Source organism: Arthrobacter sp. UYEF3 (genome assembly GCF_040546245.1).
Classification (GTDB): domain Bacteria; phylum Actinomycetota; class Actinomycetes; order Actinomycetales; family Micrococcaceae; genus Arthrobacter.
The window spans coordinates 33,715-48,619 of the sequence record NZ_JBEPNK010000012.1; the positions used below are offsets into that span (position 1 = coordinate 33,715).

Annotated in this window: 13 protein-coding genes; 6 read left to right on the plus strand and 7 right to left on the minus strand. The window is 67.4% G+C overall.

Annotation, left to right across the window (positions count from 1 at the left end; all coding sequences use genetic code 11):
- Position 1 precedes the first annotated feature (1 nt).
- The 3 genes from ABIB14_RS10320 to tkt all read right to left on the minus strand — a co-directional run bounded on the left by ABIB14_RS10320 (position 2) and on the right by tkt (position 4,973).
- Positions 2 to 1,651 (minus strand): phosphoglucose isomerase-related protein, encoded by a 1,650-nt coding sequence (locus ABIB14_RS10320; RefSeq protein ID WP_354235786.1) that lies wholly within the window; start codon positions 1,649 to 1,651, stop codon positions 2 to 4.
- A 6-nt stretch (positions 1,652 to 1,657) separates the two neighbouring features.
- Positions 1,658 to 2,788 carry a transaldolase gene (gene tal / locus ABIB14_RS10325; protein ID WP_354235787.1) on the minus strand — a complete coding sequence of 377 codons (1,131 nt, stop codon included), beginning with the start codon at positions 2,786 to 2,788 and terminating at the stop codon, positions 1,658 to 1,660.
- 67 nt (positions 2,789 to 2,855) lie between these two features.
- Entirely contained in the window at positions 2,856 to 4,973 is a 2,118-nt protein-coding gene (tkt, locus tag ABIB14_RS10330) for a transketolase (protein WP_354235866.1), read from the minus strand.
- 492 nt (positions 4,974 to 5,465) lie between these two features.
- Here tkt and ABIB14_RS10335 point away from each other — a divergent pair, with 492 nt between their 5' ends.
- The gene (locus ABIB14_RS10335; protein WP_354235788.1) at positions 5,466 to 6,428 is read left to right on the plus strand and encodes a heme o synthase; all 963 of its coding nucleotides are present in this window, start codon (positions 5,466 to 5,468) and stop codon (positions 6,426 to 6,428) included.
- Between the two features lie 57 nt (positions 6,429 to 6,485).
- Here the strand turns inward: ABIB14_RS10335 and ABIB14_RS10340 are convergent, their stop codons facing one another.
- The 4 genes from ABIB14_RS10340 to ABIB14_RS10355 all read right to left on the minus strand — a co-directional run bounded on the left by ABIB14_RS10340 (position 6,486) and on the right by ABIB14_RS10355 (position 9,908).
- Positions 6,486 to 7,136: a DedA family protein gene (locus ABIB14_RS10340; RefSeq protein ID WP_354235789.1), complete on the minus strand. Its 651-nt coding sequence runs from the start codon at positions 7,134 to 7,136 to the stop codon at positions 6,486 to 6,488.
- 81 nt (positions 7,137 to 7,217) lie between these two features.
- The gene (locus ABIB14_RS10345) at positions 7,218 to 8,162 is read right to left on the minus strand and encodes a COX15/CtaA family protein (RefSeq protein WP_354235790.1); all 945 of its coding nucleotides are present in this window, start codon (positions 8,160 to 8,162) and stop codon (positions 7,218 to 7,220) included.
- Positions 8,163 to 8,169: 7 nt separating this feature from the next.
- Positions 8,170 to 8,943: an ABC transporter permease gene (locus ABIB14_RS10350; RefSeq protein ID WP_354235791.1), complete on the minus strand. Its 774-nt coding sequence runs from the start codon at positions 8,941 to 8,943 to the stop codon at positions 8,170 to 8,172.
- Positions 8,940 to 9,908, minus strand: a complete 969-nt coding sequence (locus ABIB14_RS10355; RefSeq protein WP_354235792.1) for an ABC transporter ATP-binding protein — start codon at positions 9,906 to 9,908, stop codon at positions 8,940 to 8,942. The genes ABIB14_RS10350 and ABIB14_RS10355 overlap by 4 nt, the downstream gene beginning before the upstream one ends.
- A gap of 195 nt (positions 9,909 to 10,103) precedes the next feature.
- Between ABIB14_RS10355 and ABIB14_RS10360 the strand changes: the two genes are divergently transcribed.
- The 5 genes from ABIB14_RS10360 (at position 10,104) to sufC (ending at position 14,897) form a co-directional block, all read left to right on the plus strand.
- A complete protein-coding gene (locus ABIB14_RS10360; protein ID WP_354235793.1) occupies positions 10,104 to 10,865 on the plus strand; it encodes a helix-turn-helix transcriptional regulator in 762 nt (253 codons plus the stop codon).
- Positions 10,865 to 12,328, plus strand: a complete 1,464-nt coding sequence (gene sufB / locus ABIB14_RS10365; protein WP_354235794.1) for a Fe-S cluster assembly protein SufB — start codon at positions 10,865 to 10,867, stop codon at positions 12,326 to 12,328. The genes ABIB14_RS10360 and sufB overlap by 1 nt, the downstream gene beginning before the upstream one ends.
- Positions 12,328 to 13,614 carry a Fe-S cluster assembly protein SufD gene (gene sufD, locus ABIB14_RS10370; RefSeq protein ID WP_354235795.1) on the plus strand — a complete coding sequence of 429 codons (1,287 nt, stop codon included), beginning with the start codon at positions 12,328 to 12,330 and terminating at the stop codon, positions 13,612 to 13,614. Before sufB ends, sufD begins: the two co-directional genes overlap by 1 nt.
- Before the next feature lie 16 nt (positions 13,615 to 13,630).
- Entirely contained in the window at positions 13,631 to 13,990 is a 360-nt protein-coding gene (locus ABIB14_RS10375) for a non-heme iron oxygenase ferredoxin subunit (RefSeq protein ID WP_354235796.1), read from the plus strand.
- A 109-nt stretch (positions 13,991 to 14,099) separates the two neighbouring features.
- On the plus strand, positions 14,100 to 14,897 hold the full coding sequence (gene sufC, locus ABIB14_RS10380; RefSeq protein ID WP_354235797.1) for a Fe-S cluster assembly ATPase SufC: 798 nt from the start codon (positions 14,100 to 14,102) through the stop codon (positions 14,895 to 14,897).
- Positions 14,898 to 14,905 lie beyond the last annotated feature (8 nt).

Sequence of the window (14,905 nt, forward strand, 5' to 3'; positions counted from 1 at the left end):
CTTAGCTTTCGGGGGAGGGCGCGGGGCGGCCAGCAGATGACATGCCGGCCAGCGAGGAGACGAGCTGCTGCAACTGGCGGACACCGGCGGCACGGTCCGTGAGGTGCAGCCGAAGTACCGGCCGGCCGTGTTCGCCGAGGACCTGCGCGTCGCCCGCGGCCTGGGCCGAAATGAGCTCGCCGAAGGTGAAGGGCCGCTCTGGGATGGCCAGGTCCGTGGCGGACGCGGCTGTGACCTGCAGAAAGACGCCGAGGGCCGGGCCACCCTTGTGGAACTGCCCGGTGGAGTGCAGGAACCGGGGTCCCCAGCCGAAGGTAACGGGACGGCCGCTGACGGCGGCCAGTTCGTCGCGGATGCTCTCCAGCGGTGCGTAGCTGAGCCGGTCGAAATACGCCTGGACGCTCAGGTAGCCGTCCGTGCCGAGCTGGCCGAGCAGCGCACTGACGGCCTCGGCCGCCGTGCCGGCGTCACCGAGCCACTCGCCGCCCCGGACCTCGATGGCTCCGTCGGTGAAGTTGGCCGGCGTCGGTTCCGGCTGTGCGTCCAGCAGCCCGCGGGCGGCAGTCTTGGCGGCCTCGACGTCGGGCTGGTCGAAGGGGTTGATCCCCAGCAGCCGGCCTGCGACGGCGGTGGCGAACTCCCACGTCATCATCTGGGCGGCGAGGCCGCCGGCGATGGCTGCCTCGTTGGCGCCTAGTTCGACGTCGGCGTCGGCGGACACGAGCCGGATGACCAGCACGTCCTCGGCGCCGCCGGTGACCTCCGGTGCGTCCGGGCCGGCGACCACCGGCAGCACGCCGGTGCCGATTTTACCGGTGGACTCGGCGATGAGCTGCTCGGCCCAGTCGGCGAAGCCCGCGATCCCCGAGCCGTCCTCGGCGATGACAACCTTGTTGCGCAACGGGCTGGTGCCCCCCAGCGCCGCCCCGAGGGCGAGGCCGATGTTGTCCGCGCTGTCGTCATTGAGGATTTCGGCGGTCTCCTCGGCCTCGTCCAGGAAGGCTTGGATGTCCACGCCGGCCAGCCCGCACGGCACCAGCCCGAAGGCGGTGAGCGCGGAGTAGCGGCCGCCGACGTTCGGGTCGGCGTTGAAGACGGCGCGGTAGCCGGCCTCGCGGGCGGACTTGTCCAGCGGGGAGCCCGGGTCCGTGACGATGACGATGCGGCTCTTCGCCTCGACGCCGGCCTCGGTGAAAGCATGTTCCAAGGCCCTGCGCTGCGAGTCGGTTTCCAGGGTTGAACCTGATTTGGAGGACACCACGACCGCGGTTTCGGTGAGCCGGTCCGCGAGGGCGGCGGCAACCTGTTCAGGGTCGGTGCTGTCCAGCACTGTCAGTTCGACGCCAGCGGTTCCGGCGATGACTTCGGGAGCCAAAGAGGAACCGCCCATGCCGCACAGGACGATCCGGCGGACGCCCTCGGCACGCAGCGCGTCGCGCAGCGCCAGGATCTCCGCCACGAGCGGCTGGGAGACGGTTGCCGCCTCCACCCAGCCGAGCCGGACCGCGGCCTCGGCTTCGGCGTCCGGACCCCACAGGGTGGGGTCCTTGGCGAAGATCCGGGTGGCTACCCGGTCCTCCAGCAGGGCGGGCAGGTGCTGTTCGTTGGCCTGGCGGGCAGCGCCCGTGGCGTCATAGCTGAGAGTGGTCATGGGGGACTATGCGTCCTTCCGTGCAGCGGCGAGGGCGACCTCGACGTCGGCCAGCAGTTCCTTCCAGCTTGCCACAAACTTGTCGAGGCCTTCGGACTCGAGCACGGCGACGACTTCGTTGTAGGAGATGCCGAGGGCGTCGAGCGCGTTGAGGGTCGCGTTCGCGTCGTCGTAGCCGCGGGTGACCGTGTCGCCGGTGACGGCGCCGTGGTCGGAGGTGGCGTCCAGGGTCTTCTCCGGCATGGTGTTGACGACGCCGCGGGCCACGAGCCCGGTCACGTACATGGTGTCCGGGTAGGCCGGGTCCTTCACGCCGGTGGAGGCCCAGAGCGGGCGCTGCGGGCGCGCGCCGGCCTCGGCGAGCAGGCCCCAGCGCTCGGTGGAAAGGAGTTCCTCATATACCTGGTAGGCCAGACGGGCGTTGGCGAGGCCTGCCTTGCCCTTGAGTGCCCTGGCTTCGTCGGTACCGATCGCGTCGAGGCGCTTGTCGATTTCCGTGTCCACGCGGGAGACGAAGAAGGACGCCACGGAGTGGAGCCTGGACAGGTCATGGCCGTTTTCCTTGGCCTGCTCGAGTCCGCTCTGGAAGGCGTTGATGACGGCGCGGTAGCGTTCCAGCGAGAAGATCAGGGTCACGTTGACGCTGATGCCGCTCGCCAGCGTGGCGGTGATGGCCTCGAGGCCCTCGAGGGTGGCGGGGATCTTGATCAGGACGTTGTCCTTGTTGACCTGGCCGTACAGTTCCTTGGCTTCGGCGATGGTGCCGGCGGTGTCCCAGGCGAGGCGCGGGTCTACCTCGATCGAGACGCGGCCGTCGACGCCGTTAGTGGCGGCGTACACGGGCGCGAACAGATCACAGGCGTCGGCGACGTCGGTGGTGGTGATCGCGAAGATCGTTTCGTCGACGCTGGCGCCGGCGGCCGCCTTTTCCTTGATCTTGGCGTCATAGTCGGTGCCCCCGGTGATGGCCGCGTGGAAGATGCTCGGGTTGGTGGTGACGCCGACGACGTTTTTCTCTTCGATCAGCTTGCGCAGCGTGCCGGTATCCAACCGGCCGCGGGAGAGGTCGTCGAGCCAGATCGAGACGCCGGCGTCGGACAGTTGCTGCGTAGGTGTGGCGGTGGGGGTGGTGCTCATGGTTACCTCCTGAAGTCTGGGGCCGCCGCCGGTCGGGGCGGCGGCCCGGAAAGCGTGAAGTTGGGGATCAGGCCGTAAGACCGGCGAGGGATTCCTTGGCGGCGGCGGCGACGGCTTCTGCTGTAATGCCGAATTCCTGGAAGAGGCGCTTGTAGTCCGCGGAGGCGCCGAAGTGCTCGAGGCTGATGGAGCGCCCGGCATCACCGACAAATTCCCTCCAGCCCAGGGCCAGCCCCGCTTCGACCGAGACGCGCGCCTTGACGGTGGCGGGGAGAACGGACTCGCGGTAGGAGGCGTCCTGCTTGTTGAACCATTCGACGCAGGGCATGGACACGACCCGGGTGGGGATCCCTTCGGCCTGCAGCGTTTCGCGGGCGGCCACTGCGAGCTGCACCTCCGAGCCGGTGCCGATCAGGATGACCTGCGCCGCCACGGTCTGTCCGTCGGCGGACGCTTCGGCCAGGACGTAGCCGCCCTTCGCGACGCCGGCGGTGGAGCCGAAGGTGTCGCCGTCGGCGTCCCCGGCGCCGCGGTCCCAAGTGGGGATGTTCTGCCGGGTCAGGACGAGGCCTGCCGGATTCTGGTGGTTTTCCAGGACGGTTTTCCAGGCCGCGGCGACCTCGTTCGCGTCGCCGGGGCGGACGACGTCCAGGCCCGGGATGGCGCGGAGCGAGGCGAGCTGCTCGACCGGCTGGTGCGTGGGGCCGTCTTCACCGAGGCCGATTGAGTCGTGCGTCCAGACGTACAGCGACGGGGCGCCCATCAGCGCACCGAGACGGATCGCCGGGCGCTGATAGTCGGAGAAAATCAGGAACGTGCCGGAGAACGCCCGGGTGGGCCCGGACAGGCTGATCCCGTTCACGATCGACGCAGCGGCGTGCTCGCGGATGCCGAAGTGCAGCACCCGGCCGTAGGGGTTGCCCTTCCACGCCTCGGTCTGCCGGGAGGCCGGGATGAAGGAGGGCGAACCCTCGATCGTGGTGTTGTTCGATTCCGCCAGATCCGCAGAGCCGCCCCACAGTTCGGGCATGGCCGGACCGATCGCGTTCAGGACCTTGCCGGACGCGGCGCGGGTGGAAACGTCCTTGCCGGCTTCAAAGACCGGCAGCGCGGCGTCGAACTCGGCCGGGAGCTTGCAGGCCTCGACGCGTTCCAGCAACGCTGCCGCCTCGGGGTTCCCGGACTGCCAGGCCTCGAAGGCTTCCTGCCACTCGGCACGTACCGCCGCGCCGCGTGATTGGGCCTGGCGGGTGTGCGCCAGTACCTCGTCCTCGATCTGGAAGGACCGCTCCGGGTCGAAGCCCAGGATTTCCTTCAGGCCCGCGACTTCCTCGGCGCCCAGGGCCGAGCCGTGGATCTTGCCGGTGTTCTGCTTTTTCGGCGCCGGCCACCCGATGATGGTCCGCAGCGAAATGATGGAGGGCTTGCCCGTCTCGGCCTTCGCCGCGAGCAGGGCGGCGTGCAGTTCGGCGACGTCTTCCTTGTATTCACCGGTCCGGGTCCAGTCGACCCGGTGGGTGTGCCAGCCGTAGGCCGCGTAGCGGGCCAGGACGTCCTCGGTGAAGGCGACATTCGTGTCGTCCTCGATGCTGATGTGGTTCTCGTCGTAGATCACCACGAGATTGCCGAGTTCCTGGTGTCCGGCGAGCGAGGAGGCCTCGGACGTCACGCCTTCCTGCAGGTCGCCGTCGGAGGCGATCACCCAGACGGTGTGGTCGAACGGGCTCGTGCCGGCCGGAGCGTCGGCGTCGAACAGTCCGCGCATGCGGCGCTGGGAGTAGGCGAAGCCGACTGCGGAGGCCAGGCCCTGGCCCAGCGGCCCGGTGGTGATTTCCACGCCGGCGGTGTGCTTGTACTCCGGGTGGCCCGGAGTCAGCGAACCCCAGGTCCGCAACGCCTCAAGATCCTTTAGCTCCAGGCCGTAGCCGGAGAGGAACAGTTGGATGTACAGCGTCAGCGACGTATGGCCGGGGGAGAGGACGAACCGGTCGCGTCCCAGCCACTGCGGGTTCGCCGGATCGTGCCGCATCAGCTTCTGGAAGAGCAGGTAAGCGGCCGGAGCCAGGCTCATCGCAGTGCCGGGGTGGCCGTTACCGACCTTCTCCACGGCATCCGCCGCGAGCACCCGGACGGTATCTACGGCGCGCTGGTCCGCGGTGGTCCATGACAGTTCTTGCTCTTCCAAATGTGGCACGAAAACCGGGCCCCTCTCTGTGCTGACAGCCGATGGCACAGTACATTCCGCCGGGGACACGTTTTGATGCCCGCTGCGGCTCGCACCAGCCATTCACCATCGAAACGTTGGTCTACCTTTCAGCGCACGCGCGTGGCGGGGAGCGCCATCGGGCGGCCGCGCGCGTGTGCTGATCTGTCAGACAGCTTAGCCCCATTTCACCTGCCGGGCGGGGCATATCTCAGGAATTGGACGGGTTTCCGGCTTAGGTGATTCACCGCAGCCCGCAGCCGCGGCGGAAGCGTCCTGGCAAGCTGAATTCCGCGGGCGTCCGCGGGGCCCAGACGCCAGCGCCGCCGCGGTAGGATGGTTGGTGGCCACCACCGGGAGTGGGGACATGCCTGCGCGCCGCGCACGGACCCCCGAATGCCGTGCCCGGACATAGGGCGCACTGCGAAGACCGACCGGACTGGACAGCCAGACAGAACCGCCAGACAGAACAGGGTGACTGCCACCGTGAGCACTACAGATACGCCGCTTAACTTCTCCCCGGCTCCGGGTCGGATCGGATTCGCCCGCAAGGCCAAGGCCTACCTGGCGCTCACGAAGCCCCGGGTGATCGAACTCCTGCTGGTCAGCACCCTGCCCACCATGATCTACGCCCAGCGCGGCTTCCCGACCCTCGGCCTGATCCTGGCGACCCTCGTCGGGGGCGCCTTCGCGGCCGGCAGTGCCGGCGCGTTCAACTGCTATCTCGACCGGGACATCGACAAGCTCATGCACCGGACGGAGAAACGGCCACTGGTCACTGGCGAGATCACGCCGCGTGAAGCCCTGGTGTTCTCCTGGCTCCTCGGCGCCGCCGCGATCGTGATCCTCTGGTTCGGTGCCAACCCGCTCTCGGCCTGGCTGGGGCTCGGCGCCATTGTCTTCTACGTGGTGATCTACACGATGATCCTCAAGCGCCGCACGGCGCAAAACATCGTCTGGGGCGGGGCTGCCGGTTGTTTCCCCGTGCTGATCGGCTGGGCGGCCGTAACCAACACGGTGGAGTGGCCCGCCTTCGTCCTGTTCATGGTGATCTTCCTCTGGACCCCGCCGCACTACTGGCCGCTGTCCATGCGGTACGGCGAGGACTACCGCAACGCCAACGTGCCGATGCTCGGTGCAATCGCGGGCGCCAAGGTCGTGTCGGTGCAGGTAGTGCTGTACGCGTGGGCCATGGTTGCCTGTTCGCTGCTGATGATCCCGGTCGGGGGCGCCGGCTGGGTCTACACCGTCACCGCCGTCGGTGCGGGTGCCTGGTTCCTGTATGAGTCGCACGCCCTCTACAACCGGGCCCAGGGCGGCGACGTCTCCAACACGGGTGCGATGAAGGTTTTCCACGGCTCGATCAGCTACCTCACCCTGCTCTTCCTCGCGTTGGCTGTCGACCCGTTCGTCGGGTCCGCCCTCGTCGGCCGCTAGGCGGCCGGGCGGCTAGGCGGCCCGGCATCAGGCGGCCGGGCGTCAGCCGCAGGCCGCCTACGGCGCAGTGGGGACCTCGGGGTCCTGGGGAGCCGCCGGTGTCCGGCGGGCGGCCCGGGCATGGCGGATACGCCAGATGAGCAGGGCCAGCAGGCCGATCACCACAACGACGGCGGTGATGTCCCGGCCGGCAACCTTGGCCACCGCCTCGTAGGAATTTCCGGCAAAGTAGCCCAGCAGGACGAAGCTGACTCCCCAGACCAGTCCTCCGGCGGCATTGAACGCCAGGAAGCGCGGATAGTGCATCCGGGAAGTCCCGGCGAGGGCCGGCATGACGGCCCGGAAGAACGCCACAAAGCGGCCGAGGAAGACGGCGGAGCCGCCACGCCGGCGCAGGAAATCCTGAGCCTTCGCCAGAGCCGGGCGGCGTTTCTTCATGATCCCGGCATTCAGCAGCCTGGGACCGAGATGCTTGCCGATCTCGTAGCCGACCGTGTCGCCGACCACCGCGGCCACGACAACGATCGCAACCATGCCCCACAGCGGGACCTCGCCCCGGCTCGAGACGACGCCGCCGAGGACCGCTGCAGTCTCGCCCGGGATCACGAACCCGATGAACACTGCGTCTTCGGCGAACACCAGGCAGCCCACAATGGTGAAAGCCAGCGCGGGGCTGATGTTCAGGATGCTTTCCACAAACCCGTTCACGGCGCAGCCTCTCCTCTCTACAGAGTCAGGTTACACAGCCAAGCCGAACAGCCGGGCCTGGACCTCGCCGGGACCGGCCTGCTACTTAAGCGGGCTGCTGCGCGCGATGTCGGCGGCATTCGTGGACGCGCTCATCAACAGCGCCGCCCCCAGCATGTGCGCACCCACGAGGAGCGCGGGGATGCCGTTGTAGTACTGCGTGAAGCCGATGACGGCCTGCAACACGGTGACACCCAGGAGCATGAACACCGCCGTGCGGAACGGGCCCGCGATGCGGCCGCGGAACACAAGGTACACGCCGAACAGCGCACCGGCCGTGACAAGGTAGGCCGGGACGGCGTGGATGTGCGAAAAGAGGTCCCAGTCCAGGTTGTTGCGCGGCGCGTCCGCGTCGCCGGCGTGCGGGCCGGCCCCGGTCACTACGACGCCCAGGCAGACGGCCGCGGCGGCTACGAAGGCGACGGCGGTCATCACCGGTCGTGCGGCACCGGGCAGGGCGGCAAGCTCCCGTGTCCGTGCCGTGCCGGCGCGCCCGTAGGCCCGGTTCACAAGCAGCGTGGCGAGGACGACGAGGGCCATCGAGACCAGGAAGTGCAGGCCCACCACCCATGGATTCAGCTGGGTGAGGACGGTGATACCGCCAATGACCGCCTGCGCCGGGATGCTGGCCAGCAGGCCGGCAGCCAGCAGGAAGAGGTCGCGGCGTTCCTTGCGCAGGTTCCACAGGTACACCAGCATCATCACGGCCACGGCCGCGAGCGCAAAGGTCAGAAGCCGGTTGCCGAACTCGATGATGCCGTGGATGCCCATTGCCGGCGTGTTGACCAGGGAATTGTCGGTGCAGCGCGGCCACGTGGGGCAGCCCAGGCCGGAGGCGGTAAGGCGGACGGCCCCGCCGGTGACCACCAGCACGGTCTGGCCGATCAAGGACAGCACGGCGAGCCGCCGGATTGTCTTGTCGACGGTGACGGGCAGCCGGGCGGCAATCCGGGACAGGTTACGGGGAGGGCGGGACACCGTGCTCACAGTTTTCTCAATTCCACTTAAACCAACGGGTCGCTGCCAGGCCGGCAATCGCCGTCCAGAGCAACAGGACAAACACGGCGGCAAGATTGACGCTGCCGTACAGCAAAGCATCCCGTAGCGCCTGGCCCAGCGCCCCGGAGGGAAGGAAATGGACAATCGCCTGGGCGAGGGCCGGGAGCCGCTCGGCCGGTATGACAATGCCGCCGAGAGCGCCGAACAGGATCCACAGCAGGTTGGTGATCGCCAGGGTCGCCTCCGGCCGGACAGTCCCGGCCACAAGCAGGCCGAGGGCGGTGAAAGCCGCCGCACCGAGGACCAGCAGCACGAGTCCCGGAAGCAGGCCGCCCAGCGTGGGCCGCCATCCCAGCGGGAGGGCGACGGCGGTGACTACCAGCACCTGGATCAGCAGCACCGCGAGGACGGCGAGCACCTTGCCCAGGATCAGCCCGGCGCGGCCCAGCGGCGTGGTGGAGAGGAAGCGCAGCACCCCGTAGCGGCGGTCGAAGCCGGTGGAGATGCCTTGGCCGGTGAAGGCCGTGGACATCGCGGACAGGGCCAGGATGCCCGGTACCGCGATGTTGACCCGGCTGGGGCCGAGGCCGTCCAGCAGCGGCGTGACGGTCAGGCCCACCAGCGCCAGCAACGGCAGGATGACCGCGAGGATCAGCTGCTCCCCGTTGCGGAGCATGGTGGTGGTTTCATAGCGGCCCTGCAGCAGAATCCGGCTGAGCAGGGGAGCGGGGGCACTGCCCAGCGGCGTGCCGGCGGGGGCGGAGCTCATCGGGTCTCCCTTCCGGAGAGGTCGAGGAAGACGTCCTCGAGGCTGCGTGCCGCCAGGCTCATGGAGGCGGGCATGATGCCGCGGGCCGCCCACCAGGCGGCGACGGCGGCGAGATCGGCCGGGGTCAGCGCTCCGGTGGCGCTGTAGCTGCCGGCCCGGGTTTCCCGGACCTCGACGGTGTCCGGGAGGACACCGGCCAGGTCCAGGCCCGGCTCCGCTTCGAAAAGCAGCGTCCGGATGTGCTGCCCGCCGTCGCCTTCCACCAGCTCGTGCCGCAGCAGCTGGGCGACGGTGCCTTCGGCAACGTTCCGGCCCGCATCGATGATGTAGACGTAATCGGCGAGCCGCTGGGCGTCGTCCATCAGGTGTGTCGTGAGGATGATGCCCATGCCGCGGTCCCGCAATTCGCCGATCAGTTCGAACACCAGCTGCCGGGACTGCGGGTCCAGGCCGGCGCTCGGTTCGTCGAGGAAGAGCACCTCGGGACGACCAACCAGTGCCGCGGCGAGGGCAAGCCGCTGCTTCTGGCCCCCGGACAGGCGCCGGATGTTGGTGCGGCTGAACGCGTCGATACCCAGGCGCCGGACCAGGTCGTCCACCGGCCACGGATCCTGGTACATGCCGGCGATATGCCGGAGCAGAGGGATGGGGCGGGCCGACGGCGGCAGCCCGCCGTCCTGGAGCATCACGCCGACGCGGGCCCGCAGCTCCGCCCCGGCAGTGTCCGGGTCCTGCCCCAGCAGGCTGATACTTCCGTAGGTGCGTTTCTGCAACCCTTGCGCGCATTCGATTGTGGTGGTTTTGCCGGCACCGTTTGCGCCCAGCAAGGCGGTGACCTGCCCGCGTTCGGCAACGAGGGACAGGCCGCTGACCACACGCAGCATTCTGCCGTCGAGACTGGGCACGGGACCAACATCCTTGACGAGCCCGCTGATTGTCAGGGCCGGGGATTCGGGAGATCGCACTAATGCATTCTACGGGACGTAGTAGGTGACGATCCGCTCCGGTGCCAGGCCCAGGAAAGCCATGCCTTACTAGATAGCGGGAGTAAATTACGGCATGATTGTGTTGTGTATTCCATAAGCCAAGCTACTTCCGCCGGGCCTGACGTGTCTGCGGTGTCAGGTGATTCTGCCGGGGACGCGGCAGTCCCTGTTGTCGTGCCTTCGGCGAACGCCGCCGACGCCGAGGAACGCACCCGGGACCGCGTCTTGAGCGCGGTGCTGGAACACGGGCCCATCAGCGCCGCCGAGCTCGGCGAGATGCTTGGCTTCACCCCTGCCGCTGTCCGCCGCCATCTCGACCACCTGTCGCGCCACGGCGTGATCGAAGTCAAGCGGGCTTCCCGTGCCGGTGCCGGGGCCGGCCGGCCGGCGAGACGCTATGTCCTCAGCTCACAGGGGCAATCCACGCTGGGCAACGACTACCTCGACATCGCCAGTTCCGCCCTCCGGCGGCTCGGCGAAATGGCGGGCGCCGATGCGGTTCGGGAGTTCGCCGTCGAACGCTTCGCAGAGATGGAACGCCGTTACGCGCCGGAAATTGAGCTGGCCGGAACCGACATCACCGCGCGCGCCCGAGTTCTCTCCGCTGCCCTGAGCCGCGACGGGTTCGTCGCCTCGGCACAGTCGATCGACGCCAAAGCTCCGCTTCCTGCCGCGCTGTCCAGCGTGCAGCTCTGCCAGGGCCACTGCCCCATCCAGCAGCTTGCCACGCAGTTCCCGGTGTTCTGCGACGTGGAGACCGAGCTGTTCTCCCGGCTGGTCGGCGTCGACGTGCGGAGGCTGTCCACGCTAGCGCGCGGCGGCCACGTCTGCACCACCCACATACCTACGGGCCGTCCGGCCGCCGTCGGGGCTTCCAGCCCCGCAGGCCCGGGCAACCCGGACGAAGTATCCAACCATCTGCAAGAAAGGCCGTGATGACGGACCAACTATCAGAGAAAACGGTTGCTGAATCCACTGTGATTTCGGAGATTCTGGAAAAGAATCCTGAGCTGCACGGAATCGGCACCTATGAGTACGGCTGGGCCGACAAGAACGACGCCGGGGCCAACGCCCGGCGTGGTATCAATGAGGACGTTGTACGCGACATCTCGGCCAAGAAGAACGAGCCGGAGTGGATGCTGGACCTGCGCCTGAAGGGCCTGAAGTACTTCGACCGCAAGCCCATGCCCACCTGGGGTGCAGACCTCTCCGGCATCGACTTCGACAACATCAAGTACTTCGTCCGCTCCACCGAGAAGCAGGCCGCCACCTGGGAGGACCTGCCCGAGGACATCCGGAACACGTACGAGAAGCTGGGCATTCCGGAAGCCGAGCGCAGCCGCCTGGTCTCCGGCGTCGCCGCGCAGTACGAGTCCGAGGTGGTCTACCACCAGATCCGCGAGGACCTGGAACAGCAGGGCGTCATCTTCCTGGACACCGACACCGCGCTGCGCGAGCACCCGGAGATCTTCCAGGAGTACTTCGGCACGATCATCCCGGTGGGCGACAACAAGTTCGCCTCGCTGAACACGGCCGTCTGGTCCGGCGGCTCGTTTGTGTACGTGCCCAAGGGTGTCCACGTGGACATCCCGCTGCAGGCCTATTTCCGCATCAACACGGAAAACATGGGCCAGTTCGAGCGCACCCTGATCATTGCGGACGAGGATTCCTACGTCCACTACATCGAAGGCTGCACCGCGCCGATCTACACCTCGGACTCGCTGCACTCCGCCGTTGTGGAGATCATCGTGAAGAAGGGCGCCCGGGTCCGCTACACGACCATCCAGAACTGGTCCACCAACGTGTACAACCTGGTCACCAAGCGGGCCATCTGCGAAGAAAACGCGACGATGGAGTGGATCGACGGCAACATCGGCTCCAAGGTCACCATGAAGTACCCGGCCGTCTACCTCGTCGGTGACGGCGCCAAGGGCGAGACCCTCTCGATCGCGTTCGCCGGCGAGGGCCAGCACCAGGACACCGGCTCCAAGATGGTCCACATCGCGCCGAACACGAAGAGCTCGATCATCTCCAAGTCCGTGGCACGCGGCGGCGGCCGCGCCGCGTACCGCGGCCTGGTCCAGGTCCGCGAGGGCGCCAAGCACTCGGCCAACACGGTCCGCTGTGATGCGCTGCTGGTGGACACCATCAGCCGCTCGGACACGTACCCGTACATCGACATCCGCGAAGACGACGTGACCATGGGCCACGAAGCGACGGTCTCGCGTGTCAGCGAAGAACAGCTGTTCTACCTGATGTCGCGCGGCATGCGCGAAGACGAGGCCATGGCGATGATCGTCCGCGGTTTCATCGAGCCGATCGCCCGTGAACTGCCGATGGAATACGCCCTTGAGCTGAACCGACTGATTGAACTGCAGATGGAAGGATCGGTCGGTTAATGACTGACATCACTACTGAAAAGGCACGCATCGGCGCGCCCTCATCCCAACCGTTCATCGACGGTTTCACCGAGGAAGGCGAGAGGCTCTCGCCACTGAACTCCGCCGAATCGAAGTCCCCGCTGGCCGGCGACGCCGTCAAGGCGCACTCGCACGGCGGCGGCGTCGGCATCCCGGACAGCTCGCGTGCCGGCCGCCTGACCTCCTACAAGCTGGCGGATTTCAAGCCGCTGACCGGCATGGAGGAGGACTGGCGGTTCACCCCGCTCAAGCGCCTCCGCGGCCTGCACGCCGAGGTCCTCAGCGGTGCCGCGCCGTCCGTGGCCGTCAGCGCCCCGGACAGTGTCCGGATCGAAACCGTCGGCCGCGACGACGCCCGGATCGGCTCGGCAGCCATTCCCGAGGACCGGGTCTCCGCGAACGCCTGGGAGAACTTCACTGAGGCCACCGTCATCACGGTTCCTGCCGGAGTCCAGGCCGAGGGCGAAGTCAGCGTGGTGCTGACCGGCCAGGGCTCAGGGCCTTCAGCGCAGCACCTGGTGATCGTCGCAGAGAAGTTCTCCAGGGCCGTCATCGTGCTCGACCACCAGGGCACGGCCGTCGTCTCGGAAAATATCGAGATGCTCGTCGAGGACGGCGCACAGCTCACCGTCATTTCGCTCCAGGAATGGCACGACGACGCCGTGCACGCCTCCTCCCAGCAGGCGAAGCTCGGCCGCGACGCCAAGTTCAAGCACATCGTCGTCAGCCTCGGCGGCGACCTGGTGCGCGTCACGCCGTCGGCCCGCTTCACCGCTCCGGGTGCCGAAGCGGAACTGTTCGGCCTGTACTTCGCCGACGCCGGCCAGCACCTCGAGCAGCGCCTGTTCGTGGACCACGCGGTCGCGAACTGCAAGTCCAACGTGCTGTACAAGGGTGCCCTGCAGGGCCGCGACGCGCACACCGTCTGGGTGGGTGACGTCCTGATTCGTAAGGAAGCAGAAGGCACCGACACTTACGAGGCCAACCGCAACCTGGTCCTCACCGACGGCGCCCGCGCGGATTCCGTACCCAACCTCGAAATCGAGACCGGCCTGATCGCCGGCGCCGGCCACGCCAGCGCCACCGGCCGATTCGATGACGAGCACCTGTTCTACCTGATGGCCCGCGGCATTCCGGAAAAGGTGGCCCGCCGTCTGGTGGTCCGCGGCTTCCTGAACGAGATCATCCAGCAAATCAAGGTGCCCGCCATCGAGGAACGCCTCACGGCCGCCGTCGAGCGCGAACTCGCCGCCACGGACAACTAGACAGTACGGACACGATATGACGGAACAGCCGAAGGGCGAACTGGTCTGCAGCGCCAGCGAGATCGAGGTCAAGCAGGCGCTGCGCATCCTGATCGACGACTATCCCGTAGCGGTCGTGAAGGATTCGATGGGCGAGATCCACGCCATCGGCGACACCTGCTCGCACGCGGACATCTCGCTCTCCGAGGGCGAGGTGGAGGGCTGCAAGATCGAATGCTGGGGCCACGGCTCCCAATTCGACCTGCGCAGCGGCCAGCCGCTCCAGCTGCCCGCCTACGATCCCGTACCAGTCTTCGCCGTGACCATCCGGGACGGCGGCGTCTATGTTGACGTCAGCACCATCCTGAACGGCGCCGAGGCACCAAACTTCAGCTAGCCCCTGGAGGGTTTTCCCTCCGGCGGGGCCGGCAACAGCTTCAACAAAAACTTAACGTCGAGAAACCGCACCGCCGCCGAGAGGCACGGTGCAGAGGAGAACAAGACACATGTCTACTCTTGAGATCAAGGACCTGCACGTCAGCATTGACACCGAGCAGGGCACCAAGGAAATCCTGAAGGGCGTCAGCCTGACCATCAAGACCGGCGAGACCCACGCCATCATGGGCCCCAACGGTTCCGGGAAGTCCACTCTGGCCTCCACCATCGCCGGCCACCCGCGCTACAAGGTCACGAGCGGCTCCATCACGCTGGACGGTGAAGATGTCCTCGCCATGACCGTTGACCAGCGCGCCCGCGCCGGCCTGTTCCTGGCCATGCAGTACCCGGTGGAGGTTCCCGGCGTGAGCATGACCAACTTCCTGCGCACCGCCAAGACCGCCATCGACGGCGAAGCCCCGAAGCTGCGCACCTGGACCAAGGACGTCAAGGCCGCCATGCAGCAGCTGCGCATCGACGCCGACTTCACCCAGCGCAACGTCAATGAAGGCTTCTCCGGCGGTGAAAAAAAGCGCGTGGAGATCCTCCAGCTCGAGCTCTTCAAGCCGAAGTTCGCCATCCTCGACGAGACCGACTCCGGCCTGGACGTCGACGCACTGAAGGTTGTCTCCGAGGGCGTCAACCGTGCCCACGCCGACGGCAACATGGGCACCCTGCTCATCACGCACTACACCCGGATCCTGCGCTACATCCAGCCGGAATTCGTGCACGTGTTCGTTGACGGACAGGTTGTTGAAGAGGGCGGCCCGGAGCTCGCGGACCGCCTCGAAGAAGAAGGCTACGACCGCTACGCCACCGGTGCGGGAGCTGCCACTATCGCTGCCGCCGACGCCGCAGCACAGGCCTAGTAAGGACT

Excerpts from the sequence above, each read along its gene's own strand:
- ABIB14_RS10320 (WP_354235786.1), bottom strand. The coding sequence starts at position 1,651 with ATGACCACTCTCAGCTATGACGCCACGGGCGCTGCCCGCCAGGCCAAC.
- tal (WP_354235787.1), bottom strand. The coding sequence starts at position 2,788 with ATGAGCACCACCCCCACCGCCACACCTACGCAGCAACTGTCCGACGCC.
- ABIB14_RS10350 (WP_354235791.1), bottom strand. The coding sequence starts at position 8,943 with ATGAGCTCCGCCCCCGCCGGCACGCCGCTGGGCAGTGCCCCCGCTCCC.
- sufB (WP_354235794.1), top strand. The coding sequence starts at position 10,865 with ATGACGGACCAACTATCAGAGAAAACGGTTGCTGAATCCACTGTGATT.
- sufD (WP_354235795.1), top strand. The coding sequence starts at position 12,328 with ATGACTGACATCACTACTGAAAAGGCACGCATCGGCGCGCCCTCATCC.
- ABIB14_RS10375 (WP_354235796.1), top strand. The coding sequence starts at position 13,631 with ATGACGGAACAGCCGAAGGGCGAACTGGTCTGCAGCGCCAGCGAGATC.
- sufC (WP_354235797.1), top strand. The coding sequence starts at position 14,100 with ATGTCTACTCTTGAGATCAAGGACCTGCACGTCAGCATTGACACCGAG.